Below are 23,939 nucleotides of genomic sequence, written 5' to 3'. Positions count from 1 at the left end.
GAAGTAAACATCCCGCCACGCAAAAAGATGGCGGCGTGTTTACTTCGTGGCGGGAAGGCCCGGCCGACAACGCGGCCCGGCCCGACCCTGCGCGGCCCTGCGCGGCCCTGCGCGCCGACCGGTCAGGCGGCGAGCAGCGCCTCGCTCGCGACGACGGTCGCGAAGCTGCCGTCGAGGGCGGCCATGAACGCCGCGTGGACGTCGCGGCCGGCGACGGTCGTCCCGCCGTGCACGAGGTCGGGGGCGGCACACGCGTCGGCGACGACCGTGCAGGTGAAGCCGAGCTCGTGCGCGGCCCGTGTGGTCGAGTCGATGCACATGCTGCTCATCATCCCGACGATCACGAGGTCGGTCACGCCGCGTTCGCGGAGGCTCGCCTCGAGTCCCGTGCCCACGAAGCTGTTCGGCACGTGTTTCTCGACGACCAGTTCACCGTCCCGGGGTTCGACGGCCGGGTGGAAGGCGAGGCCGGCCGTCCCCGGTCGGAAGAACGTCGCGCCGTCGCCGGTCGAGACGTGGAAGACGTGCACCACGGGCTCGCCCGACGCCCGGAACGCCTCGAGCACGTCGCCGGCGGCCGCTGCCGCCGCCTCTGGCCCGACGAGGGGGAACGCGCCCCCGGGGAAGTAGTCCAGCTGGATGTCGACGATGAGCAGGGCGCGGGTCATCGGGCCAGCATGCCAGGCAGCACGCCCAGGGCGGGGACGAGGAGGCGCGGTGTGCGTCCGACGGGCACCGCGCCTCCCGCGATCCGGTCGCCGCCCGGCTCAGGTGCGCGCCGGGACCGACGTCGGCACGAGCGTCGTCGCGACGACCGTCACGTCGTCGCTGCGCTCGCGCTCGCGGGCCAGCCCCTCGACGACCTCGACGATGCGGGCCGGCTCGGGGGTCGCGGCGAGCAGCTGCTCGAGGTCGTGCAGCGCCTCGAGCTCGATCGGGAACAGGTCGAGCACGCCGTCGCTGACGCAGACGAACACGTCGCCCTCGTCGAGCTGCGAGCGGTGCCGCTGCCAGCCGGTGCCCACGCCGATCGGCAGGTCGGCCGAGTTGAGACGGTCCACGCCGCCCGCCGCGCGCCGGATGAACGCCAGCCCGTGCCCCGCGTCGGCCCAGAGCACGCCGCCGTCGGCGTCGATGCGGGCGTGGAACGACGTCGTGAACTGCGTCTCGGTGTCGTACGCGCTGGTCGTCAACCCCACGGAGGCGCGGTGGAAGGCCTCGGCCGGGTCGCCGTCGTCGACGCTGCTGCGGATCACCGAGCGCACCGCGGCCGCGATCATGCCCGCGCCGACGCCCTTGCCCATCACGTCGCCGACGGTCACGGCGATGCCGGACGAGGTCGGGTACCAGTCGAAGAAGTCGCCGCCGACCTCGCGGGCCGGCACGCACGCCCCGAACACCGCGAACGAGTCGGGCAGGGTCGAGGCGTCCGGAGGCAGCAGCGACTGCTGCACCACGGCCGCCCGGTTGAGTTCTCGCTCGACGGCGTGCTGTTGGGCCCGCGCCCGTTCGAGGCGCGCCTTGGCTTGTCGGGCCAGCTCGTTGACCGCCGCGGCCACCGTCGCGTAGACGATCAGGGCGAACGCCAGGCGGATCAGTTCACTGGGGCCACGGCCTTCCGAGCTGAACAGGTACGGCAGCAGCAAGGTGACGCACGTTCCGACCAGCGGCAGCACGACGTTGCGCCGGCCGGGCCAGGACGCGACCCAGATCACCGCCAGCAGCACGATCGGCAGGAAGACCGACCGCTGGTCGCCCGTGCCGTAGCGCAGCAGACCCACGGCGACGAAGTCGGCGGCGGGGACGAGCATCTCCCACCGGCGGAGCTCGGCGTGCCGGGCCATCAGGGCGGCGAACGCCAGAGCGGCGACGGCCACCCCGACGCCGAGCCACATCGTGACCGCGTCGGTGACGATCAGCCAGGGCAGGGTCGCACTGAGCACCGCGGCCAGCACGACCAGCAGGGCGATGAACGACTGCCGGAACAGAGGCACCTTCTCGAGAGGTACGCGCCGCAGGGCCGTGTTGAGTGCTCGCCCGACCGCGTCGGCACCCTCGGTCACGCGTCCCATGCCGGTCCCCTCGCCCCTGGGTCGTCCATCGACCACAGGTGTCGTCTTGTCTCGCCTTCGGGACGACGCTACAGGGTGCGACCGACGGAAGGACGACCCGAGGAGGCGCGGTGTGGGCACGACGTGCACCGCGCCTCCCGGGGGCGAGGCGTCGTCCCCGGGCGACGCCCGGACTCACTCGGTCGGGTCGGAACCCCGGGCATCCCGGGTGGCGGGGGCCGCGGCCTCCGGCGTGGACGTGATCCGCGCCTCCTGCACCTCCGCGGCCTCTGGCGTCGGCGTGATCCGCGCCTCCTGCGCCTCCGCGGCCCCCGGCGTCGGCGTGACCCGCGCCTCCTGGGCGTAGGCACCGAACCGCAGCACGTCGGCGCCGTACGACGCGAACAGCCGGGCCAGGTCGTCGACCCGGGCCCGGGACAGCTTCTTCGTCGGGCGCGAGGTCAGTTCACGGATGACGCCCGCGAGCTGGGACCGGTGCGACACGATCGCCGTGGCCGCGCCTCCGTCGGTGGCGTCGCGTTCGGTCGCGAAGACCGTCGCGTCGCGGTGCGAGTAGAAGACGCAGGTGTCGAACCAGAGCCGGACGCCGGTCTCGGCCTGCACCCGGTCGGACAGCCGTTGCGCCTGGCGCCGCACCTGCGACGCGGGGGCCTCGCGGCCGAGGTGGGTGCGCACGGTGAGCACGGTGGGGGAGTCCTTGACGACCTGCAGCGCGAACGGCGGCGTCATCGTGCTCTCGTCGAACAGGCCCGCGAACGCCGGGAACACGCTGCTCGGGGTCAGGCCGTCGAAGACGATGCCGTTCCAGCCCTTGTTCTCGATCACCATCACGCCGGTCTCGGCGAGCAGGACGTGGTCGACCTGCGCGACGAACCGCGAGGAGGCGCTGGTCGCCGTGGGCACGAAGACCACGTTGGTCAGCAACACGGCGTCCACGCCCAGCTGACGGCAGGCGTCGGCGATGTCGTCGCGCGAGGTGGCCTCCCACTTGAGGCCGGCGGCGACGAGGTCGCGGGCCTGCTTCGCTTCGGAGAGGGCGGCCTGGCGCTCGGCACCGAGGGCGTCGCGCTCGCGGGCGTGCTCGGCGGCGGCCTGCGCGAGGGCGTCGTCGTGGGCCGCGGCGAGGGCCTCGTGCTGCTCGCGAGCGGCCCGGGCCTGTTCGTCGGCGGCGGCCTTCGCGGCGGCCAGGGCCCGCTTCGCCCGCGCCCGCAGCACGACGGCGACGACGATCAGGGCGACGAGCAGGACGGCGGCGATGATCCACGGGACGAGGCTCTGGTCGAACGGCATGCCTCCAGCAGAACACGGGGTGCGGGCGGGGCGCGGGTGCCTCGCCGGGCCCCGCCCGGTCCGGGGGGTCAGGCGGGCAGGGCCCCGAGCACCAGTCCGCCGGCCGCCGCCACCGCGACGACGGCCCACGGCGGGGTCCGCCACACGACCAGCAGCACGAAGCAGACGAGTGCCAGGCAGAACGGCGCCACCCCGGTGATCGCGGTCGTGACGACGGGGTCGTAGAGGGCGGCGACCAGGAGGCCCACGACCGCCGCGTTGGCCCCGCGCATCAGGGCCCGGACCGGTGCCCGGCTGCCGAGGGCGTTCCAGAACGGCAGCACCCCGACGAGCAGGAGGAACCCGGGCGCGAAGATCGCGACGGTCGCGAGCGCGGCCCCGAGCGCGCCTCCCGGCCCGATGTCGGCCACGGTGCCGAGGTAGGTCGCGAGGGTGAACAGCGGGCCGGGGACGGCCTGGGCGGCGGCATAACCCGTCAAGAAGGTGTCGTCGTCGACGAAGCCCGGCTCGACCAGGCCGGCGTGCAAGAGGGGCAGGACGACGTGCCCGCCGCCGAAGACCAGGGCGCCGGCGCGGTAGAAGACGTCGACGAGCGCGATCGTCCCCGAGCCGGTCGCGGCGGCGACGGCGGGAAGGCCGACCAGCAGGGAGGCGAAGGCCACGAGGCAGACGACGCCCGCGGCCCGCGTGACGGGGAACCGGAGGGACTCGGGGTGGACGGGTGGCACCGCCGCTCCGGCCGTCGGGTCGGACCCCCGACAGAAGGCGAGCCCGGCCAGCACCCCCAGCGCGATCGCCGAGAGCTGCCCGGCCGGACCGGTCAGCGCCAGCGCGAGGACGGCTGCGGCCACGGCGATGCTCGCCCGCGTCGGGTCCGGTGCCAGGGCGCGGGACATGCCGATCACGGCATGGGCGACGATCGCGACCGCGCCGATCCCCAGCCCTGCGACGATCGCCGAGCCCACCGGCCCCTCGAACAGGCCGACGCCGGTGGCGATGACGAACATGACGAGTGCCGACGGCAGGGTGAAGGCCACGAAGGCGACGAGCGCTCCGACGGGCCCCGCCCGGAGCAGGCCGAGCCCGAACCCGACCTGGCTCGACGCCGGGCCGGGCAGGAACTGAGCGATCGCGACGAGGTCGCCGTACCCGGTGTCCCCGAGCCAACGTCGTCTGCTCACGGCCTCGGCCCGGAAGTACCCGAGGTGCGCGACCGGACCGCCGAACGACGTGACCCCGAGCACCGAGAACGCCGCCAGCACCTCACGCACCCGGGCCGGGCCGCGGCTCGACAGCTTCTCGGGTCGGGCCGTCGGATCGGGTGCGCGCTCGGTCACGAGGTCATCGTGGCAGGTGACCGCCCCGCGCGGTACCGCGGCCACGGGGCCACCGACGAGGAGGCGCGGGTCGTCACCCCGGGAGGCCGCGACCCCGCCAGGTCCCCAGCTCGGCGACCTCGCGCCAGCCGAGGCTCTCGTAGAGGCGGCGACCGTCGACGCTCGCGAAGAGCAGGCCCGTCGTCGCGCCTCGGGCGGCGGCCCCGTGCTCGAGGCCGGCCATGACGCGGCGACCCAGCCCGCGCCTCCGGAAGTCGGGTTCGGTCGCGATGCGGTCGAAGACGACGTGCTCGCCGACGACCGCCGCCTGGCCGCGGGCGGCGACGACGCCGTCGACCTCGACCCTCACGTGCACGACCTGGTCGTCACCGTCACCGTCGAGGATCACGTCGGCGGGCAGCAGCGTCGCCGACACGGGGGCCGTCATCATGCGCTCGGCGTGGGTGACCGCTTCGAGTCGGGCCAGGGTCTCGCGGGCGACGCCGTCGAGGGGGCCGACGACCGACAGCCAGACGTCGGACGTGCTCGTCTCGTCGACGAGGCGGGTGAGTTCGGCCGGCGTCGGCTGCGCCACGATGCGTTCGACCGCGCGGGTCGCGGCGGCGACGTCGACCTGCCAGGCGTCGCCGTCGCGGTGACGTGCGGCGCCACGCGAGAGCGCCCAGCCCTCGACCCACCGGTCGACGAGCGGGATGAGGCCGTCGGTCGTCTCGATCACCCCTCGAGCGTAGGCCGGGTCGGCGGTCACGAGGGGCGGCGAGAGGGCGGCGGGCACGTGGCACGTGGCGAGTGACGGGGGTGGTGGGTAGCGTCGTCGCGACGAACCACCCACGCACCACCAGAGGAGCACCTCATGACCTCGACCGGCACCGACCAGCCGCGCCCCCTCCCCGACGACGCCCGGCCGCCCGCCGTGGGCGCCCCGCTCGACGAGTTGTACCGGCACCTCCACCGACACCCCGAGTTGTCGTTCCACGAGGACGCGACGGCCGCGATCGTCGCGGCCGAGCTCACCGCCCTCGGCTTCGAGGTGCACACCGGCGTCGGGGGCACGGGTGTGGTCGGCGTGTTGCGCCGCGGGGACGGCCCGACCGTGCTGCTGCGCGCCGACATGGACGGGCTGCCCGTCGCCGAGGCCACCGGCCTGGACTACGCCAGCACGGCCCGAGGCACCGACCCCGACGGGCGCGACGTGCCGGTGATGCACGCCTGCGGTCACGACGTGCACGTGAGCTGCCTCGTCGGTGCCGCACGCCGACTGGCGACCGGCGACACCTGGTCGGGCACCCTCGAGGTGCTCTTCCAGCCCGCCGAAGAGCTCGGTGCCGGCGCCCGCGCGCTCGTGGCCGACGGGCTGTTCGACCGCGTCCCCACCCCCGACGTCGTCCTCGGCCAGCACGTCGCGCCGTTCCCGGCCGGTCTCGTCGCCCTGCAGTCCGGCCCCGCCTTCGCCGCGCAGGACGGCATCCGCATCACCTTCCACGGTCGTGGTGGGCACGGGTCGCGCCCCGACACGACGGTGGACCCGATCGTCATGGCCGCGGCCGCGGTGCTGCGATTGCAGACGATCGTCTCGCGCGAGACCGCTGCCGCTGATCGGCTCGTCATCACCGTCGGGTCGATCCACGCGGGCACCAAGAACAACGTGATCCCCGACACCGCCGAGATCCTGATCAGCATGCGATCGTTCGACGAGCACGTCCGCGAACGCGCGCTCGCCGCCGTCACGCGCATCGCCGAGGGCGAGGCCGCGGCGGCCGGCGCACCGCAGCCGCCCACGGTCGAGCACTACGAGAGCTTCCCGGCCGTCGTGAACGATCCGTCCGCGGCGGACCGCACCCGCGCCTCCTTGGTGCGTCGTTTCGGCGAGCGGCAGGTCATCGCTCCCGGGCCGGTGACGGGCAGCGAGGACGTCGGCATCCTCGCCACCGCGGCCGGTGCCCCGTGCAGCTTCTGGCTGCTCGGGGGAGCCGACCCCACGTCGTTCGCCGAGGCCGCCTCGCCCGCGGACCTCGCCCGCATCGTCGGACGACTGCCCTCGAACCACTCGCCGCTCTACGCGCCGGTCGTCGAGCCGACCCTGACGAACGGCGTGGACGCACTCGTCGCGGCGGCCCACGAGTGGCTGACGGATCACGGTGCGTCCGGAGGCGCAGGGCACTGAACGCACGGCCGCGCGTCTCGGCACGTCGTCTCGTCCACGAACTCGGGACGGCCTCAGGGGGTGGCGTCGTCGTACACGGCGATCAGCCGGTCGAGGAAGCCCTGCACGACCGCCCGCTCGGTCTCGTCCATGCCGTCGACGAGGTGCTCGATGCCGTCGATCATCGGCAGCACCTGCTCGTAGGCCCGGTCGGCCGACGCCTGCTCGGCCGTGACGATCAGCTTGCGGCCGTCGGAGGGGTGCCGCTCACGCCGCACGTGACCGGCCGATTCGAGCCGGTTCAACACGAGGGTCATCGCCGCCGTCGACACCTCGACGCGGCGGGCCAGCTCGCTCGGGGTCGCCGGGCCGGTCGTGATCAGGTGGTCCATGGCGTCGAGCCCGGCCCGGTCGACGCCGAGGCTCTCGGCCAGGTGTCGCTCGAAGCGTTGCTGTCGGACGGCCACCTGCTGCACGCGAGCGCGGATGTCGTCCGCGGGCAGCTGGCGACCGTCACGCCGCGCCCGGGTGCGGTCGTCGCGGTCGGGGCGGTCGAGGGCATCGCTTTCGGTCACGACCCCACGATAGCCGTGTAGATTGCCAATGACATTGATAATCAACCATAGGAGCAATCCGTGACCATGCCCACCCCACGCACCCGCGTCCTCGTCTCGGGCGCCAGCATCGCCGGTCCCGCCCTCGCCTACTGGCTCGATCGCTACGGGTTCGAGACGACGATCGTCGAACGGGCCCCCGAGCTGCGGACCGGCGGACAGAACGTCGACGTCCGCGGTGCGGGCCGCGAGGTCGTGCGCCGCATGGGCCTCGAGGGCGAGGTCCGCGCCGCCACCACGGGCGAGGTCGGCACCCGGTTCGTCGGGCCGACGGGTGGCACGGTCGCCGAGTTCCCCGCCGGAACCTCCGATTCAGGAGGCGCGACCGCCGAACTCGAGATCCTGCGGGGGGACCTCGCGCGGCTCCTCGTCGGGCGCACCACGGGCGACGGCCAGGGTCGTGGCACCACGTACCGCTTCGGCGACCGCATCACCGGCATTCGCGAGGACGACGAGGTCGGGGGCGGGGTGGGGGCCGCCGGCCCTTCAGCCGATGCCGCCACCGGAGGCGACCCGACGACCACCGAGGCCTCCACGCCCGTCGGCACCGCGCCTCCCGGGTCCGGCTCGCGGGGCGTCGTCGTGTCCTTCGAGCACGCTCCCGACGAACGCTTCGACCTCGTGGTCGCCGCCGACGGCATCGGCTCGTCGACACGGCGCCTGGTGTTCGGCGACGAGCCGACGATCCGGTCGCTGGGGCTCGAGACCTCGTACGCGACGATCCCGCGGACGGCCGCCGACGACGACTGGTGGCGTTGGTACAACGCCGCCAGGGGTCGCTCGATCACCCTGCGGCCCGACGCCCACGGGACGATCCGCGCCGCGATGTCGTTCGTCACCGACCGCACCCGTGAGCGGGGCGGGGCCGAGCGCCGCACCGTCGCAGAGCAGCGGGCCCGACTGCACGAGATCTTCGACGATGCGGGGTGGGAGGCCCGACGCGTGCTCGACGGCTTCGACCACGCCGACGACCTCTACTTCGAGTCGATCGGGCAGGTGCATTCGCCGCGCTGGTCGTCGGGCCGGGTCGTTCTGCTCGGCGACGCCGCGTACTGCGCCTCGCCGGTGAGTGGCATGGGCACGAGCCTGTCGCTGGCCGGGGCCTACGTGTTGGCCGGCGAGCTCGCCTCCCACCGTCACCACCGTGACGCCTTCGGCGGGTACGAGCGGCTGATGCGGCCCTACGTCGAGCAGGCGCAGCAGCTGCCGCCGGGGGTGCCGCGGGTCGCCAACCCGACGTCCCGCGCCGGCGTCGCGCTGTTCCACGCCGGGGTGCGGCTCGCGTCGACCCGGGTCGCGGGTCGGCTCGGGGCGCGCTTCTCCACCCCGCCGGCCGACGCGCTCGATCTGCCCGACTACGCACACCTCGAGGCCTGACGCCCTGACGCTCCCGTCGAGTGGTCCCGGATCGTCCTCCGCCCCGTCGGGAAGGACGATCTAAGACCACTCGACCGAGCAGTCGGGACGAGGAGGCGCGGTGCAGGCGTCCGACGGAGGGCCCGGACACGAGCGGCGCGGCCCGGACGTGCAGGACGGGCGGGCCCGGGGGAGGCGGGCGTCCGGAGACGCCCGCTCACACCGGACCCGCCCGTCCTGGCGGCCGGTCGGCCTAGCGGGCCGAGGCGGTCTCGCCGACGCGCGTGCCGTCGGCGTCCGTCGGAGCATCGGCGGAGCCGTCGCCGGCACCGCCGTCGCGGCCGCCGGCCCGGCGGGCACGGGCCCGCACGAACAGGCTCGACGCGTAGACCAGCACGAGCGAGGCGAGGATCGCGACGATGACGGCGATCTGACCGCCGGCCAGGCTGATCTGGCCGAACAGGATGCCGACGACGCCGTAGTCCGAGTCGGAGAACGTCGAGTTCGACAGTCCGATGTCGCCGAGCACCGGCAGCAGGAACAGCGGCAGGAACGTGATCGCGAGACCGTTGGCGAAGGCACCGAGCACGGCACCGCGTCGACCGCCCGCGGCGTTGCCGATGACGCCCGAGGCGGCTCCGGTCATGAAGTGCGCGACGACGCCGGGGATCACGATGGCGGTGCCGGCGAAGATCATCACCGACATGCCGACGATGCCGCCGACGAAGCTCGCGAGGAACCCGATCAGCACGGCGTTCGGGGCGAAGGTGAAGGTGATCGGGACGTCGAGTGCGGGGATCGCGTTCTTGACGAGGCGCTCGCTGATGCCCTTGAACGCGGGCACGATCTCGGCCAGCACGACGCGCACGCCGGCGAGGATCACGAAGACGCCCGCCGAGAAGGTGGCGGCCTGCATGACGACGTAGACGATGTAGTTCTGGCCGTCGCTCAGCTCGGTCTCGACGAACGCCGACCCGGCGAACAGGGCGACGATCACGTAGATCACGGCCATCGACAGCGCCACGATCACCGTGGTGTCGCGGAGGAATCCGAGGCCCTTCGGGAACGTGATGTCTTCGGTCGACTTCGACGGCGTGCCCTTGCCCCGGGTCAGCGTGGCGACCAGGCCGCTCAGGGCGACGCCGGCACCGCCGGTGTGGCCGAGGGCGACGTCGTTCGAACCGGTGACCTTGCGCATGAAGGGCTGCACGATCGCCGGCGACAGCGTCGTGACGAGACCCTGCAGCAGCGCACCCCAGAGGACGACGCCCCAGACCGGGAACCCGGCGACGCCGAGGATCACGGCGATCATCGCCGCCATGTAGAAGGCGACGTGACCCGAGAGGTAGATGTACTTGAAGTGCGTCGTCGCGGCCAGCAGCACGTTGACGATGAACCCGAAGAAGAAGATCAGCGCGGCGGCCGAACCGTAGTCGAGCAGCACCTGACCGACGATGGCCTCGTTGTTCGGCACGACGCCCTGGACGTTGAACGCCTCCTGGAACATGGCGCCGAACGGGTCGAGCGACGCGACGACCACGCCGGCACCGGCGGCCAGCACGAGGAACCCGACGAGGGTGCGCACGGTGCCCTTGAGCACGTCGCTGAACGCCTTGCGCTGCAGCAGCAGGCCGACGAGCGAGATCAGCGCGACGATGATCGCGGGCTGGCGGAAGACGTCCAGCAGGACGGAGAGCACGCCCTCCATCAGTTGGCCCCGGCGTCGGGCACGGTGACGCCCTTGCGGATCGCGGTCTCGCGCACCTTGGTGCGGAGCTCTGCCAGGTCGATGATGCTGTCGAGCACCACGACGTCGCCGAGGCCGCCGACCGAGTCGGCCAGGTCGGCGCCGACGAAGATCACGTCGGCGGCACCCGGGCCGACCGAGCCGAGGTCGGCGTGGTCGACGTCGACCCCGGTGATGCCCTGCTCTTTGAGGACCTTCTCGATGTTCATGTGGACCATGAAGCTCGAACCGAGGCCCGAGCTGCAGACGGCGAGGAATTTCATGCGTTCTGTCCGATCTTGGTGAGGACCGCCAGGGTGTCGGCGGGGGTGGAGGAGGCGAGCAGCTCGGCGCGGAGCGTCTCGTCGGAGAGCAGGGTGGCGAGGGCCATCATCGTGTCGAGGTGGCTCTGGGGGTCGGTCGCGGCGAGGCAGAAGAAGAGGTCGATCGGGTGCGCGGGTTCGTCGTTCAGCAGCACGGTCTCGCCGACGCGCAGGCTCGAGAGCCCGGTGCGCTCGACGCCGTTCTCGGGCCGGCTGTGCGCGAGGGCGATGCCGAAGCCGAGGTCGATGTAGGTGCCGCCCGCGGCGATCGAGTCGGTCATCGCCGCGACGTAGTGGCTGCTGACGGCGCCGCTGTCGAGCAGGGGCTGCGCGACGCGTTCGACGGCGTCGCGCCAGCCGTCGACGCGGTCGGCGAAGAGGATGGTCTCGGGGGTGAGGAGGTCGGTCAGCACTGTCGTTCCTGGTGGGGGTCGGTGACGTCGGCGTCGGGACGGGCGTCGGTGGTCGTGGTGGTCGGGAGGGGTTCAGGAGGCGCGGCTCGGCGGACGCGGCGCGCCCGGTCGGTCAGCCGTGCAGGCCGAAGAAGATCTCGCTGTTCTGCGGGGTGAAGTGGCTGGTCCCGTACGCGACGGCCCGCTCGTCGCCGTCGAACACGGTCGACGCGATCTTCAGCAGGGTCGTCCCCAGGGGGACGTCGAGCTCGTCGGCGTGCAGGGTGCTCGCGCCGTCGAGCGAGACCAACAGGTCCTGCCGGGCGAGCGTGACGCCGTGCTCACGGTCGAGGTGCCCGTAGAGCGAGCCGTCGGTGAAGTCGACGGTCGCCGTCTCGGGGAACAGCGCGTGCGGCAACCAGGTCACGACGAGGTGGTGCAGCGAGCCGTTGACGAAGCGCAGGCGGGTCAGTTCGACGACCTCGTCGGCCGAGTTGATGTCGAGGTGGCTCGCCACGGTCTCGCCGGCCCGGACGACCTTCTGGTCGAGCACGCGGGTGCTGACCGCGAAGCCCTCGCCCGTCTGCTGCGCGTGGAAGCCCTTGACCTCGTCGGCGAAGCGCTCGCGGTAGTGCAGGCGGTACTGCGGCTCGGTGACGAAGGTGCCCCGGCCGTGCTCGCGCACCAGGTGGCCGTCGGCGATCAGGCCGTCGACCGCGTGCCGCAGCGTGATGCGGCTGACGCCGTACTCGTCGCACAGCACGGGCTCGGCGGGCAGTTGCGACCCGGGCTCGAGCTTCTGGATGCGGGAGAGCAGGTGCTCGCGCACGGCCACGTACTTGCTCGTGCCGCTCGTGGTGCTCATCTGGTGCCTCCGCGCCGTTGCTGAAGTGGGTGGTGCCCGACCGACGTCGACAGGGCGTCGAGTCGTCAGGTCGTCAAGTCGTCAAGTCGTCATGATGACTTCGACGAGGGTACGTCTCGCCGACCACGGGTGCAAGTCGGCAGTCGTCTTGATTCATCATGACGTCCTGATGACCGACGGTACGGTCGTCGGAGACCAGCCCGTCCCACCCCGAACCGGAGCCCCCCACGTGACCCATGCTGTCAATCAGGCCACTCTCGACGCCGCCGCCGTCACCACCGCCCGCCTGCTCGCCCTCGACGCCGTCGAGCGTGCCGGGTCCGGCCACCCGGGGACGGCGGCCGCGCTGGCCCCCGTCGCGCACCTCCTCTTCCAGAAGCACCTGCGGCACGACCCGCAGGCACCCGACTGGGCCGGCCGCGACCGGTTCGTCCTGAGCTGCGGGCACGCGAGCGTCCTGCTCTACACGCAGCTCTTCCTCACCGGCTACGACGTGTCGCTCGACGACCTCAAGGCGTTCCGGTCGTTCGGTTCGCGCACCCCCGGCCACCCCGAGCTCGGCCACACCCCCGGTGTCGAGACGACGACCGGGCCGCTCGGGCAGGGCCTCGCCACGGCCGTCGGCATGGCGATGGCGATGCTGCACGAGCGTGCCGTCAACGACCCCGACGCCGCTCCCGGCGAGTCCGTCTTCGACCGCCGCGTCTTCGTGCTCGCGTCCGACGGCGACCTGCAGGAGGGCCTCTCGTACGAGGCCGGTGCGCTCGCCGGGCGTCACCGCCTCGGCAACCTGACGGTGATCTACGACGACAACGACATCCAGATCGAGGGCGACACGAGCCTCACCTCGAGCGAGAACGTCGGCGCCCGGTTCGCCGCGCAGGGCTGGCGCGTCGACCACGTCGGGCTCGCCTCGGACGGCGACGTCGACGTCGAGGCCCTCGACGAGGTGCTCTCGACCACCGATCGCCGCGGCGACCGCCCGCACCTCGTCGTGCTCAAGTCGCAGATCGCCTGGCCCGCCCCGAACGCCCGCAACACCTCGGCCTCGCACGGCGCCCCGCTCGGTGCCGCCGAGGTCGCCGCGACCCGGGTCGAGCTCGGCGTCGACTCCGAGCCCTTCACCGTCGACGACGCCGTGCTCGCCCACACGCGCTCCGTGCTCGAGCGGGGCCGGGCCGCCCGCGAGGCCTGGCAGGTCGCCGCCGACGCCTGGGAGGCCGCCCACCCCGCGGCGGCCGCCGAACTGCACCGCTCGCGGTCGCGCACCCTGCCCGCGGACCTCGGGTCGCGCCTCCCCGTGTTCTCGCCCGGCGACACCCTCGCCACCCGGGACGCGTCGGGCAAGGTCATCCAGGCGCTCGCCGAGGCGCTGCCCGAGTTGTGGGGCGGGTCGGCCGACCTCGCCGAGCCCAACCGCACGGCGATCGCAGGAGGCGCGTCGTACCTCCCCGAGGAAGCCCCCGGCACCGGACGCGCCGGTCGCAACGTCCACTGGGGCGTGCGCGAGGGGGCGATGGCGTCGGCCATGAACGGCATCGCGCTGATCGAGGGGTCGCGGTTCTTCGCCGGGACGTTCCTCGTGTTCAGCGACTACCAGCGCCCGGCGATCCGGCTGGCGGCGCTCATGCAGCTGCCGGTCACCTACCTCTGGTCGCACGACTCGGTCGCCCTCGGCGCCGACGGCCCGACCCACCAGCCGATCGAGCACCTGGCGAGCCTGCGCGCGATGCCCGGGTTCTCGGTGGTGCGCCCGGCCGACGGTGCCGAGACGGCCGCGGCGTGGCTGGCGATCCTCGAGAAGGACGGTCCGGCCGGTCTCGTGCTGGCCCGCCAGCCGCTGCCGGTCGCGGCGACTGCGGCCGACGTGGTGCTCGCCGGCGTGCGCCGCGGGGCCTACGTGGTGCAGGACGCGCCGGCTTCGACCGGTGGCTCGGCCGGTGGCTCGACCGAAGGGGGCACGCCCGACGTGGTCGTCGTCGCCACGGGCAGCGAGGTCGCCCTCGTGCTCGAGGCCGTCGCGCGGATCGACGACCTCGCCGTGCGCGTCGTGTCGATGCCCTGCCGCGAGTGGTTCGACGCCGAGCCCGCCGAGTACCGCGAGCAGGTGCTGCCCCGCGCGGTGTCGGCCCGGGTCGTCGTCGAGGCCGCCGCGAGCTTCGGCTGGGAGGGCGTCGCCGGTCCCGACGGCGTCGTCGTCGGCATCGACGAGTTCGGCCTGTCGGCCCCCGCGGCCGACGCGCTGCGCGAGCGCGGCATGACGACCGACCGCGTCGTCGCCGCGGTGCGTGCCGCTGCCGCCCGGGCCGGGGTCGTCCGCGCGGCGATCGCCTGACCTGGTCCGATGGCGGAACGGGCGAGTTCGGCGTCGACGGGCGCTCAGGAACGCCCGGGTCCCGCGAACCCGCCCGCCTAGAGGAGGCGCGGTGCGACATCTCGCGCACCGCGCCTCCCGGGGCCCGGGACCGGCCTACGGCTGGCTGGGTGAGGTGACGGTGACGGCTCCGCTGGCGATCTGGTCGCGCAGGGCGTCGAGCTCGGACGACAGCTCGGGGCTGACCGACGACGCGAGGTCGTGGAACGGTGCGAGGTCGACGCCGCCGTTGTCGAGCGTGCCGACGTAGGGCTCGTTGGTGAACGAGTCGTCGGTCGACGAGACGGCGATCTGCTGGACGGCCTTCTCGGTGTCCTTGATGACGCTGGTCAGCAGGATCGGCCGGTACTCGGCGGGCAACGTGTCGTGGCCGTCGTTGTCGACCCAGATCACGTCGACGCCGCCCGTGGCGAGTGCGGCCGACGCCGCCCCCTCGCCGACCTGCCCGGCGACCGGCATGATCACGTCGGCACCCTGGTCGATCAGCGCCTGGGCGAGCTGCTTGCCCTTGTTGACGTCCTCGAAGTCGCCGGTGAACGAGCCGTCCTGCGCCTCCTTCGACCAGCCGAGCAGCTGCACGCTCGTGCCGTGCGCGGCGTTGTAGGCGTCGACGCCGTCCGCGAAGCCGTCCATGAACAGGGTGACCGGGGGCTGGTTGCCGCCGCCGAAGGTCGCGACCTTGCCCGTCTTGCTGACGCCCGCCGCGAGGTAGCCGGCGAGGTACGAGGCCTGCGCGGTGTCGAACAGGATCGGTTTGACGTTGGGGGCCTCGACGGTCTCGTCGACGATGGCGAAGTCGATGTCGGGGTTGGCCTTCGCCTGCTCCTCGGTGGCGGGAGCGAGCTCGTAGCCGACCGTCAGCACGAAGCCGCAGCCCGAGTCGACGGCCTGCGCGACGTTCGGGGCCAGGTCGTTCTCGGTCGTCGAGACGAGCACGCGGGCCTGGATGCCGTCGTCCTTCTCGGCCTTCTGCAGGCCGGCCCAGCTCGACTGGTTGAACGAGCGGTCGTCGAGCCCACCCGAGTTCGTCACCATGCGGGCGCAGTCCTCGCCCGCGGCGGAGGTGCTGGCGCCTCCCTCGGCGGGGGCGCTGGCACAGCCCGCCAGCAGTGCGAGACCGGCGAGGCCGCCGGCGACCCCGAGGAGGCGCGGGTGGCGGAGGCGGGACGACGAGCGGTCCCCGAGGCGGGCGGCCCCGAGGCGTTCTGCCGGGCGTGCGGACGTGGCGGGGTGGACGGACATGAGGCGGGACCTCCGGGAACGGGTGTGCTGTGGGGTGCCGGCGGTGCGGGCCGGACGGGTGGACACAGTCAACTGCCTGCGGGCCGCCGTGCCAAGCGTGTGACGGGGGCGGGCTGCGTCGGCGGGCCGACCCGCGCCTCCTGTGTTCGCCCGTCCGGCCCGCGCCGCGCCTCCCGCGCTCCCCGCCAGGAAATGGTCACAGCGCCAGGACTAGTCGTGGTGCCGTGACCATTTCCTGGCGTCGTGCGGCGGGCTGGCGGCGAGGGCGGGACGGCGGGCTGGCGGGCGGCTGCCCGGGCCTCAGCCGACCTCGACCCGGGCGTCGAGCCCGAGCCGCTCGAGGAACTCCTCGTCGTGGCTGACGATCACGAGCGCCCCGCGGTAGCCGCGCAGCGCCTGGAGCAGGTGGTCGGTGCTCGCCATGTCGAGGTCGTTCGTCGGCTCGTCGAGCACCAGCAGCTCGGGCGGAGGGTCGGCGAGCAGCAGTCCGGCCAGCGCGACCCGGAACCGCTCGCCGCCCGAGAGGGTCGAGGCGAGCCGGTCCACGATGTCTCCCCGGACGAGGAACCGCGCGAGGCGGTTGCGCACCTCGCGCGGGGGAACCTCCGGTGCAGCCCGCCGCACGTTCTCGAGCACCGTGAGCGCGTTGTCGAGTGAGTCCTTCTTCTGCCCGAGGTGGGCGACCCGGGCGGTCAGGGCGACGGCGTGCGTGTCGGGCAGTGGGTGCGGCCGCGCGTCCGGCGCGCCGACGAGCTGCTCGAGCAGCGTCGTCTTGCCCGACCCGTTGTCGCCGACGACGGCGATGCGCTCCACCCCCTGGACGACCACGGTGCGGCCGCGCACGGTCAGCTCGGCCAGGCGCCGGGACGCCGGGACCGCCGGGTCCGGCACGTCGACCACGATCGTGTCGTCACGACGCAGACGTCGTTCGGCGGTGTCGACCGCGACCCGCGCCTCCTGCTCGGACGACGCGTGCGCCCTGCGCAGCGAACCCGCCGTCGCCTCGGCTTGGCCGCGCAGCTGGTTCGCCATGATCTTCGGCATCGATTCGCCGGCCTTGGCTCCGGCCTTGGCCCGTCGCGCGATGGTCGTCTCGGCCTCGATGCGCTGCCTCCGCTCGGCCTTAAACACCTGCTCGGCGGCCCGGACGTCGCGCTCGGCCGCCGCCTGCAGCACCGCGAGCTGCTGCTCGTAGGCCGACCAGGTGCCGCCGAACACGGTCATCGAGCCGTCGCGCAGCTCGGCGATCTCGTCGACGTGCTCGAGCAGCTCGCGGTCGTGGCTGACGACGACGAGCGTCCCCCGCCAGCGGTCGACCACGTCGAGCAGCAGGCCGCGAGATCGTCGGTCGAGGTCGTTCGAGGGTTCGTCGAACACGGCGATCGGCCGACCCCGCAACCGCACGCCGGCGATGGCGACGAGCACGGCCTGCCCACCGGACAGCGTCGACACCGGGCGGTCGAGGACGGTGGAAGTGCCGATGCCGGTGCCGCCGTCGAGGTGGCCCAGCCCGACGTCGGCGAGGGCCGCGGCGGCGCGCGACTCGACGTCCCAGTCGTCGGCGAGCAGCTCGAACTGCCGTTCGGTCGCGTCGCCGGCGAGGATCGCCCGCAAGGCGAGGAGGCGCGGGCCGACCCCCAGCAGGTCCGCCACGGTGTCGCCGGCGCGGGACCGCAGCCGTTGCGGCAGCAGGTCGACCTCGCCGGTGGTCGTGAGGCGTCCGCCGGTGGGAACGAGGTCGCCGGTGACGAGCCGGACGAGCGTGGACTTGCCGGCGCCGTTCGCGCCGACGAGGCCGGTGCGGCCACGACCGAACGCGGTCGACAGGTGGTCGATCACCCCCGAGCCGTCGGGCCAGGAGAACGAGAGGTCGGACAGGACGATGGAGGGTGTGGTGGTGGGCACGAGGGCTCCCGGTGGATGGTGTCGGAGCACGACGACCACCCCTCCCTCGCCGGCGACGGAGGTCGGCTGCGGCGGGGGAGCGACCCGGCAGGAGGCGCGGCGCCTCGGGCGAGGCGGCGCCCGGTTCACGGGGCGGGTGGGAGTGGCGTCAGTGCGAGGGCGACTGCTGCGCGAGGGGCGCAGTACCGGTGATGAGACGCAACGCTCTGCCTTCTGTGCGGTGGGCCCCCGTGCCCGCGAGGGCGGTCGACCGGCCGGTGTGTCGGCCGCACCGGTGCCTGCTCTCGCGACGGGGTACCCCGCCACGGTAGGTCGTGCCCACGCCGGTCCGCAAGGGGCGGGTGCCGGCCGACCCGCGCCTCCTGCGCTCGCCGCCACGAGATGGACACCGCGCCAGGACTGGTCGTGGCGCTGTGACCACTTCCTGGCGTCGTGCGAGATGGCGAACTGCAGCGCGCCTCCTGCCCTCGCCGCCACGAGGTGAACATGCCGCCACCTTTTTGCGTGGCGGGCTGTTTAGTTCGTGGCGGGCTGGCGGGCTGGCGGGCTGGCGGGCTGGCTGGCAGCGGCGGCGGCGGCGGCGGGGGGCCGGCGGGTGCGGCGGCGTCCAGGCGAGCGGGGCACACTGTCGGCATGTACCGAGGCCTGCCGACCATCTCGTTGCCCGAACCCGAGCGTCCGCCGTTCGTCGACCGGCTGCGGCGTGCCCTCGACCTGGCCGCCGCGGAGGAGAGCGGACGCCTGCGGGTCGTCCACTCGTGGGTCGGCGACGAGGTGCCGGGTGGTGCGATCCGTCGTGCCGGCTGGCAGTCGCGCGTGCTGACGATCACGGGCCCACGGCGGGCGCCGATCGACGTCTGGTTCGACGCCGACGACGGCGACGTCAGCGTGATCGGCGACGTCTCCGTGCCCGACTGGTCCCTGCACGACGCGGCGGCCGAGTCGGCCTGCCTCGCGGCCTCCGGCCAGTTGCTCCACGACCTCGCCGCCGGGCGCCTGCCCCGCGGTCGCCGCTCGGACTTCGTCCGGTCGAGCACCGTGCTCGCCCTGCTCGGTGCCGGGGCCGTCGTCGGCGCGGTCGTCGTCGACGTGCTGCGCGCCCGGGGACGGGGCCGCTCGGCCTGACGACCCGCGCCTCCTGCCCTGACGACCTGCGTCTCCTGACCTGACGACCCGCGCCTCCTCGGGAGGTCGCGGGGGCCGGTACGCCTAGCGGGCGTGCCGCTCGAAGAACGCCGTCGACGGCGGCACGAGCATCAGCAGGCAGGCGATCAGGGCACTGACGACGGACGCCCACTCGAGCACCCCGCCGCCGCTCGCCCCGCTCACGCCGCCCAACACCTGCAGGATGGTCAGCACGAGCAACACGGTGCGCGCCCAGCGACGGCCGTCGCGCATCGACCGCACGACGGCGAGCTGCACGAGGGCGACGACGATCGCGAACACCCCACCGGCGATGTCGGCCCCTCGCGGGTTCGCCAGGGCCCCGCCGGACGTCGACACCCGTGCCGGCCCGCCGAACAGCATCAGCAGGACGGCACCGACGACGGCCAGGGCGACCACGACGATCCACAGGACGTACGCCGCAGAGATCGTGCGGGGAGCGGGTGGGGCGGCGTCGCGCATCGGGCCTCCTCGGACGGCGGGCGAGGCCTCCAGGGTAGGCCCGGCCACCGTCGGTGGTGCGGCGTACCCTCGACGCCACGAACCCCGAAGAGCACGAACGAACAGTGCACGAACGAGCAGTGCACGAACGGGCAGTGCGCGAACGGGCAGAGCACGAACGAGCCGAGGCGACGGTGGGGCACCGCCTGCCGCCCACGACGAGCGCAGGAGGCACGGCGCATGGACCGAGAACCCGAACGACGACCGCAGGGTCGCGACCACCGCGTCGACGCGGCCCGCTACCGGGTCGACGGCGACGTGCCGAGCGACGACGCGCCTCGCGACACCCGCACGGCGGCCGAGATGCGAGCCTGGGCCCGAACCGCCATCGACCTGGCGATCGCCCGCGGCGAGTTCGACGACCTGCCGCTCGCCGGCAAGCCGCTGCCCGGGCTGGCGGCGGGCACGGTCGACCCCGATTGGTGGCTGCGCGGCCTGATCGAACGCGAGGGGCTCACCGGGCTCGCGCCTCCGGCCCTGTCGTTGCGGGCCGAGAGCACCGGGTTGCACGCCGAGCTCGACCGGCTGCGCTCCGAGGCCGCCGTGCGGTCGCACCTCGACGACTTCAACGCGCGCATCGTCGAGGCGAGGCGCCAGCTGTCCGGGGGCCCGCCGGTCGTGACGCCCACGCGGGACGTCGACGGCGAGGTGCTGCTGTGGCACGAGCGGCGCCAGGCGCGTCGGGCCGCCGAGGCCGCGGCCGTGCCGCCCCCGCCCCCGAGCTGGCGTGAGAGGCGTGCGCTGCGGCGCGAGCTCAAGCGGCGTCGCGGGGTGCCGGGCCCGTCCACCGAGCAGGGTGACCCGCACTCACCCGACGAGAGCTCACCCGCATGATCCCGTGACCGATTCGTGATCTTTTTCCGACGACAACTACACCTCGAGGATGATGCGCGCTAGGGTCGAGTGTTCGCACCACCCCCAGACGAGAGGACCGCACGCGTGACGAAGCCCGCCTCCCCGACCTCTCCGGATCAGGGTGGCGCGACGGCTGGTCACGTCGAAAGTGCTGGTCAGAACCTCGCTGGTCAGAAGCTCGCTGGTCAGAACCCCACTGGTCATGACGGTGCTCGGCCGCTCGGTGAGCGTTCGGCCCGACTGGCCCTCGAGCGTCGCGAACGCCGTGCCCGTCGCGACGTGCTGCCGACCTCGCACCGCGAGTCCTTCGTCGAGTGCGCCGCCCTCGTCGGTGCCGCCGAGGCCGCGGTCGCCCCGCGCGTCCGGCCCCGTCGCGCCGACGCTCCGGTCCGGACCAGCCCGCTGCTCGGTCTCGAGGAGTCCGCGGCGACCGAGGCCGCTCGTCCTGCCGTCGCCGCCCGCGCCTCCTCGGTCACCGCTCACCCCGCGCCTGCCCGTCCTTCGCGTCGCGCTCGCCGTGCCGCAGCCGTGGCCGCCCGCCCGGTGTCGCCGACCCGTGGTGCCGCCGGTCGTGCCGGTGCCCCCGGTCGTGCCGGTGCGGCGCGCAGCGTCGGCACCGCCGTGAAGAAGCTCTCCATCGTCACCGCGATCGTCGGTTTCGCCGCCAGTGGCGTGCTGCCCCTGCTCGCGACCACCGGCGACGAGGCCCAGGCCGTCGCCGCGGGTGCGTCGGCGCGATCGTCGCTCGGCTCGCAGACGCTGTCGGTCGACACCGCCTCACTGACCGACGAGTCCGACGAGACCGCCCGCGACGCCTACTCGGCCACGTCGATGATCGACGTCGTGACGCAGAACCTGCAGAACCGCAAGGCCGCGGCGAACACGACCTACGAGGGCCCGACCACGGCCGACTACCTCGCGAACCCGCTCTACCCCGAGCTCGACCGCGACCAGGTGCTCGCCGTGGCGTTGCAGTACATCGGCACGCCGTACGTGCACGGCGGTGAAGACCCCTCGAAGTTCGACTGCTCGGGCCTGATCACCTTCGTCTACGCGCAGTTCGGCATCAAGCTGACCCACTACGTTCCGACGCAGAACACCGAGGGGCGGACGATCCCCGAGTCCGAGGCCGTGCCCGGCGACCTCGTCGTGTTCGACAACCTGGCCCACGACGGCATCTATGCCGGCAACGGCATGATCCTCGACGCCCCGAAGCCCGGCGGCTTCGTCGACGTCCGCCCGATCTGGAACCAGGCGCACCACTTCGTCCGCATCGACGGCTGAGCCGGGCCCTCGGGCCTCGGCCGCCTCAGGTCGCCGCGTGCCCTGAGGTGACGACCCGCGCCTCTGGGTGTGGTCGTCCTCGGGTGGTGGCCCGCGCCTCCGGGGTCCGGTCGTCCTGATGTGGTGAGCCGCGCCTCCGGGGTCCGGTCGTCCTGATGTGGTGAGCCGCGCTTCCGGGGGGTGGTGTCCTTGGGTGGTGACCCGCGCCTCCCGGGGTCCGCCTTCCGGGAGGTCCGCCTGCGGTACGTCACCGGCGGCGTGCCGCGTGTGCAATTCCCGACCTACGACGTGCCATCTCGCGTGCCGAACCCGACAACCGGCCGGCGCCGCGCCGCTCATGTTCGTCCAGGGCCGGTCGTCCGGTCGCGGTCGTCGCGATTTGCACGCCAGAGCGGGGCGGCGGGCGACACCAGAGCGGGGCGGCAGGCGGCGGGGGCGGGGCGGCAGGCGACGGGGGCGCGGGTGCAGGAGGCGCGGGTCGGGCGGCCGACGCGGGGGCGCTACCCGAGGCGGCCGGTGAGGCGGCCGTGGAAGGCCTCGCTGCGGTCGTCCAGTCCGACGAACGTCGCCGTCACGCCGTGTGCGCGGAACTTCTCGTCGACCGAGTCGAGGGCCGCGACGCTCGACGCGTCCCACACCTGGGCGCGGGACAGGTCGACGGTGACCGACTCGGGGTCGTCTCCGTAGGAGAAGTGCTCGACGAGGTCGTTGCTGCTGCCGAAGAAGAGGGGGCCGACGACGTCGTACCGCACCGTCTCGGGGGACGGGGGTCCGTCGAGACCGGCACCCGCGCCTCCTGCGTTCGAGGCGTCCGGGACCTCCGCGACGCGAGAACCGGCCTCGGTGTCGGCCACGGCACCCGGTGTCACGTGCCGCTCGACCGTGATCACGTGGGCCACCCGACGGGCGAACAGCACCATCGCGAGCAGCACGCCGACCGCGACGCCGAGGGCGAGGTTGTTCGTGGCGACGACCACGGCCACCGTGACCACCATGACGAGCGTCTCGGGCACCGGCATGCGCCGCAGGGTCGTCGGCTTCAGCGAGTGCCAGTCGACCGTGGTGATCGCGACGATCATCATGACCGCCGCCAGCGCGACCATCGGGATCGCCGACATCACGGCGCTCAGCCCGGTGACCAGCAGCAGCAGGAAGAGCCCGGCCGCGATCGTCGACACCCGCGTGCGGGCCCGTCCGATCTTCACGTTGACGACCGTCTGACCGATCATGGCGCAGCCGGCGATGCCGCCGTAGAAGCCGGCCGCGATGTTCGCGACGCCGAGCGCCCAGGACTCCTTGCCCTTGTGCGACGGGGTCTCGGTGAGGTCGTCGACGAGCTTGGCGGTCAGCAGGGTCTCCATCAGGCCCACGAAGGCGACGCTGAGGGCGGTCGGCCAGATGATCTGCAGCGTCTCGAGCGTGAACGGGGCGAGCCACGGGGTGAGGCCGGGCAGGCCGCCGCCCATCGGACCCTCGTCGCCGACGGTGTGCACGTCGAGGCGGGCGGCCACGGCGATGACCGTCACGACGACGATGGCGACCAGCGGCGCCGGCACGGCCTTCGTCACCTTCGGCAGCAGCACGACGATCGCGATGGTCAGGGCGAACAGCGGGTACACGACCCACGGCTGGTCGATGATGTGCGGCACCTGCGCCACGAAGATCAGCACACCGAGCGCGTTGACGAAGCCGATCATGACCGAGCGGGGGATGAACCGCATCAGCCGGGCGAGACCGGCGAGCCCGAACGCGAGCTGCACGAGCCCGGCGAGGACGACCGTCGGCAGTACGTAGTCGGTGCCGTGCTCGCGCACCAGCGGCGCGATGACGAGGGCGACCGACCCCGCGGCGGCGGTGACCATCGCGGGGCGGCCGCCGAGCACCGACATGACGAGCGCCAGCACGATCGACGCGACGAGGCTGACCATCGGGTCGACCCCGGCGATCACCGAGAACGAGATGACCTCGGGCACGAGGGCGAGCGTCGTGACGACGCCGGCCAGGGCCTCGCGGGTCAGGAGGCGCGGGTCGCGCAACACGGACAGCACCGTGTCGGCGGGGCGGGCGGGGCGGACCGACCGCGCGGCGGGTTCAGGGCGCGCGCGGTCGGAGTCGGGGGCAGTGGTCACGGGGACTCCTGGGGGTGTGCGGAAGAATGGGGGAGCCGGCGACACTGCCGTACGATGCAACCCTACCCTTACGTGAGGGTAGAGATGAAACGAGACCTCATGCCCGACGAGACCGCCACGATGCAGATCGGCGAGCTCGCCGACCGCACCGAGATGTCGCTGCGCACGATCCGCCACTACGACGAGGTCGGTCTGCTGACGCCGTCGGGCCGCAGCGAGGGCGGGTTCCGGCTCTACACGCACGACGACTACCTGCGGCTGATGGTGATCCGACGCATGAAGCCGCTGGGGTTCAGCCTCGACGAGATGGCCGAGCTGCTGCGGGTCGTCGACGCGCTCGACGGCGGTGCGGGCGACGCGGCCGGGG

At 73.3% G+C, this 23,939-nt stretch carries 21 protein-coding genes; 7 read left to right on the top strand and 14 right to left on the bottom strand.

Features of this window, described 5'->3' with window-relative positions; genetic code table 11:
• Positions 1–122: 122 nt before the first annotated feature.
• From ASE87_RS09035 to ASE87_RS09015, 5 genes are all read right to left on the bottom strand, one after another.
• Positions 123–668 carry a cysteine hydrolase family protein gene (locus tag ASE87_RS09035; RefSeq protein ID WP_056227887.1) on the bottom strand — a complete coding sequence of 182 codons (546 nt, stop codon included), beginning with the start codon at positions 666–668 and terminating at the stop codon, positions 123–125.
• 99 nt (positions 669–767) lie between these two features.
• A complete protein-coding gene (locus tag ASE87_RS09030) occupies positions 768–2,072 on the bottom strand; it encodes a PP2C family protein-serine/threonine phosphatase (RefSeq protein ID WP_056227884.1) in 1,305 nt (434 codons plus the stop codon).
• Positions 2,073–2,246: 174 nt separating this feature from the next.
• The gene (locus ASE87_RS09025) at positions 2,247–3,362 is read right to left on the bottom strand and encodes a nuclease-related domain-containing protein (RefSeq protein ID WP_056227881.1); all 1,116 of its coding nucleotides are present in this window, start codon (positions 3,360–3,362) and stop codon (positions 2,247–2,249) included.
• 68 nt (positions 3,363–3,430) lie between these two features.
• Positions 3,431–4,699 (bottom strand): chromate efflux transporter, encoded by a 1,269-nt coding sequence (gene chrA / locus ASE87_RS09020; RefSeq protein ID WP_369814002.1) that lies wholly within the window; start codon positions 4,697–4,699, stop codon positions 3,431–3,433.
• A gap of 73 nt (positions 4,700–4,772) precedes the next feature.
• Positions 4,773–5,417, bottom strand: a complete 645-nt coding sequence (locus ASE87_RS09015; RefSeq protein WP_157489795.1) for a GNAT family N-acetyltransferase — start codon at positions 5,415–5,417, stop codon at positions 4,773–4,775.
• Positions 5,418–5,552: 135 nt separating this feature from the next.
• Between ASE87_RS09015 and ASE87_RS09010 the strand changes: the two genes are divergently transcribed.
• Positions 5,553–6,863 (top strand): amidohydrolase, encoded by a 1,311-nt coding sequence (locus ASE87_RS09010; protein WP_082452519.1) that lies wholly within the window; start codon positions 5,553–5,555, stop codon positions 6,861–6,863.
• Positions 6,864–6,916: 53 nt separating this feature from the next.
• Here the strand turns inward: ASE87_RS09010 and ASE87_RS09005 are convergent, their stop codons facing one another.
• Complete coding sequence (locus tag ASE87_RS09005) at positions 6,917–7,417, bottom strand: MarR family winged helix-turn-helix transcriptional regulator (RefSeq protein WP_082452518.1); 501 nt, start codon at positions 7,415–7,417, stop codon at positions 6,917–6,919.
• 66 nt (positions 7,418–7,483) lie between these two features.
• Here ASE87_RS09005 and ASE87_RS09000 point away from each other — a divergent pair, with 66 nt between their 5' ends.
• Positions 7,484–8,833, top strand: a complete 1,350-nt coding sequence (locus tag ASE87_RS09000; RefSeq protein ID WP_056227875.1) for an FAD-dependent monooxygenase — start codon at positions 7,484–7,486, stop codon at positions 8,831–8,833.
• Between the two features lie 232 nt (positions 8,834–9,065).
• Here the strand turns inward: ASE87_RS09000 and ASE87_RS08995 are convergent, their stop codons facing one another.
• The 4 genes from ASE87_RS08995 to ASE87_RS08980 form a co-directional block, all read right to left on the bottom strand.
• On the bottom strand, positions 9,066–10,511 hold the full coding sequence (locus tag ASE87_RS08995) for a PTS ascorbate transporter subunit IIC (protein WP_369814001.1): 1,446 nt from the start codon (positions 10,509–10,511) through the stop codon (positions 9,066–9,068).
• An 8-nt stretch (positions 10,512–10,519) separates the two neighbouring features.
• The gene (locus tag ASE87_RS08990) at positions 10,520–10,822 is read right to left on the bottom strand and encodes a PTS sugar transporter subunit IIB (RefSeq protein ID WP_043596598.1); all 303 of its coding nucleotides are present in this window, start codon (positions 10,820–10,822) and stop codon (positions 10,520–10,522) included.
• The gene (locus tag ASE87_RS08985) at positions 10,819–11,274 is read right to left on the bottom strand and encodes a PTS sugar transporter subunit IIA (RefSeq protein ID WP_137848180.1); all 456 of its coding nucleotides are present in this window, start codon (positions 11,272–11,274) and stop codon (positions 10,819–10,821) included. Before ASE87_RS08985 ends, ASE87_RS08990 begins: the two co-directional genes overlap by 4 nt.
• A 112-nt stretch (positions 11,275–11,386) precedes the next feature.
• The gene (locus ASE87_RS08980; protein WP_056227873.1) at positions 11,387–12,118 is read right to left on the bottom strand and encodes a GntR family transcriptional regulator; all 732 of its coding nucleotides are present in this window, start codon (positions 12,116–12,118) and stop codon (positions 11,387–11,389) included.
• A 229-nt stretch (positions 12,119–12,347) separates the two neighbouring features.
• On the opposite strand from ASE87_RS08980, the gene ASE87_RS08975 reads away from it, so the two are divergent.
• On the top strand, positions 12,348–14,453 hold the full coding sequence (locus ASE87_RS08975) for a transketolase (RefSeq protein WP_056229428.1): 2,106 nt from the start codon (positions 12,348–12,350) through the stop codon (positions 14,451–14,453).
• A 135-nt stretch (positions 14,454–14,588) separates the two neighbouring features.
• Here ASE87_RS08975 and ASE87_RS08970 read toward each other — a convergent pair whose 3' ends face one another.
• Together ASE87_RS08970 and ASE87_RS08965 are read right to left on the bottom strand one after the other, a co-directional pair.
• Positions 14,589–15,734 carry a BMP family protein gene (locus ASE87_RS08970; protein WP_082452515.1) on the bottom strand — a complete coding sequence of 382 codons (1,146 nt, stop codon included), beginning with the start codon at positions 15,732–15,734 and terminating at the stop codon, positions 14,589–14,591.
• A 300-nt stretch (positions 15,735–16,034) separates the two neighbouring features.
• Positions 16,035–17,639 (bottom strand): ATP-binding cassette domain-containing protein, encoded by a 1,605-nt coding sequence (locus ASE87_RS08965; protein ID WP_056229425.1) that lies wholly within the window; start codon positions 17,637–17,639, stop codon positions 16,035–16,037.
• Positions 17,640–18,272: 633 nt separating this feature from the next.
• On the opposite strand from ASE87_RS08965, the gene ASE87_RS08960 reads away from it, so the two are divergent.
• Positions 18,273–18,764 carry a hypothetical protein gene (locus ASE87_RS08960; RefSeq protein ID WP_056227872.1) on the top strand — a complete coding sequence of 164 codons (492 nt, stop codon included), beginning with the start codon at positions 18,273–18,275 and terminating at the stop codon, positions 18,762–18,764.
• 84 nt (positions 18,765–18,848) lie between these two features.
• On the opposite strand, the gene ASE87_RS08955 is transcribed toward ASE87_RS08960, so the two are convergent.
• A complete protein-coding gene (locus ASE87_RS08955) occupies positions 18,849–19,265 on the bottom strand; it encodes a hypothetical protein (RefSeq protein WP_056227869.1) in 417 nt (138 codons plus the stop codon).
• Between the two features lie 219 nt (positions 19,266–19,484).
• On the opposite strand from ASE87_RS08955, the gene ASE87_RS08950 reads away from it, so the two are divergent.
• Together ASE87_RS08950 and ASE87_RS08945 are read left to right on the top strand one after the other, a co-directional pair.
• Complete coding sequence (locus ASE87_RS08950; protein WP_082060133.1) at positions 19,485–20,138, top strand: DUF1992 domain-containing protein; 654 nt, start codon at positions 19,485–19,487, stop codon at positions 20,136–20,138.
• A 300-nt stretch (positions 20,139–20,438) separates the two neighbouring features.
• Positions 20,439–21,443, top strand: coding sequence for a C40 family peptidase (locus ASE87_RS08945; protein ID WP_056227866.1), 1,005 nt, complete (start codon positions 20,439–20,441; stop codon positions 21,441–21,443).
• Positions 21,444–21,943: 500 nt separating this feature from the next.
• On the opposite strand, the gene ASE87_RS08940 is transcribed toward ASE87_RS08945, so the two are convergent.
• Positions 21,944–23,572: a SulP family inorganic anion transporter gene (locus ASE87_RS08940; RefSeq protein WP_056227863.1), complete on the bottom strand. Its 1,629-nt coding sequence runs from the start codon at positions 23,570–23,572 to the stop codon at positions 21,944–21,946.
• A 99-nt stretch (positions 23,573–23,671) separates the two neighbouring features.
• Here ASE87_RS08940 and ASE87_RS08935 point away from each other — a divergent pair.
• On the top strand, positions 23,672–23,939 hold a 268-nt coding region (locus tag ASE87_RS08935; RefSeq protein ID WP_137848388.1), incomplete at its 3' end, for a MerR family transcriptional regulator.

This window comes from Frigoribacterium sp. Leaf44 (genome assembly GCF_001421865.1).
Classification (GTDB): Bacteria; Actinomycetota; Actinomycetes; order Actinomycetales; family Microbacteriaceae; genus Frigoribacterium.
This window is presented reverse-complemented; position numbering and strand designations above follow the sequence as displayed.

Bases quoted from the DNA above. Each gene is read 5' to 3' on its own strand.
- ASE87_RS09035 (WP_056227887.1), bottom strand. From the start codon at position 668: ATGACCCGCGCCCTGCTCATCGTCGACATCCAGCTGGACTACTTCCCC.
- ASE87_RS09030 (WP_056227884.1), bottom strand. From the start codon at position 2,072: ATGGGACGCGTGACCGAGGGTGCCGACGCGGTCGGGCGAGCACTCAAC.
- ASE87_RS09025 (WP_056227881.1), bottom strand. From the start codon at position 3,362: ATGCCGTTCGACCAGAGCCTCGTCCCGTGGATCATCGCCGCCGTCCTG.
- ASE87_RS09010 (WP_082452519.1), top strand. From the start codon at position 5,553: ATGACCTCGACCGGCACCGACCAGCCGCGCCCCCTCCCCGACGACGCC.
- ASE87_RS09000 (WP_056227875.1), top strand. From the start codon at position 7,484: ATGCCCACCCCACGCACCCGCGTCCTCGTCTCGGGCGCCAGCATCGCC.
- ASE87_RS08990 (WP_043596598.1), bottom strand. From the start codon at position 10,822: ATGAAATTCCTCGCCGTCTGCAGCTCGGGCCTCGGTTCGAGCTTCATG.
- ASE87_RS08980 (WP_056227873.1), bottom strand. From the start codon at position 12,118: ATGAGCACCACGAGCGGCACGAGCAAGTACGTGGCCGTGCGCGAGCAC.
- ASE87_RS08970 (WP_082452515.1), bottom strand. From the start codon at position 15,734: ATGTCCGTCCACCCCGCCACGTCCGCACGCCCGGCAGAACGCCTCGGG.
- ASE87_RS08960 (WP_056227872.1), top strand. From the start codon at position 18,273: ATGTACCGAGGCCTGCCGACCATCTCGTTGCCCGAACCCGAGCGTCCG.
- ASE87_RS08955 (WP_056227869.1), bottom strand. From the start codon at position 19,265: ATGCGCGACGCCGCCCCACCCGCTCCCCGCACGATCTCTGCGGCGTAC.
- ASE87_RS08950 (WP_082060133.1), top strand. From the start codon at position 19,485: ATGGACCGAGAACCCGAACGACGACCGCAGGGTCGCGACCACCGCGTC.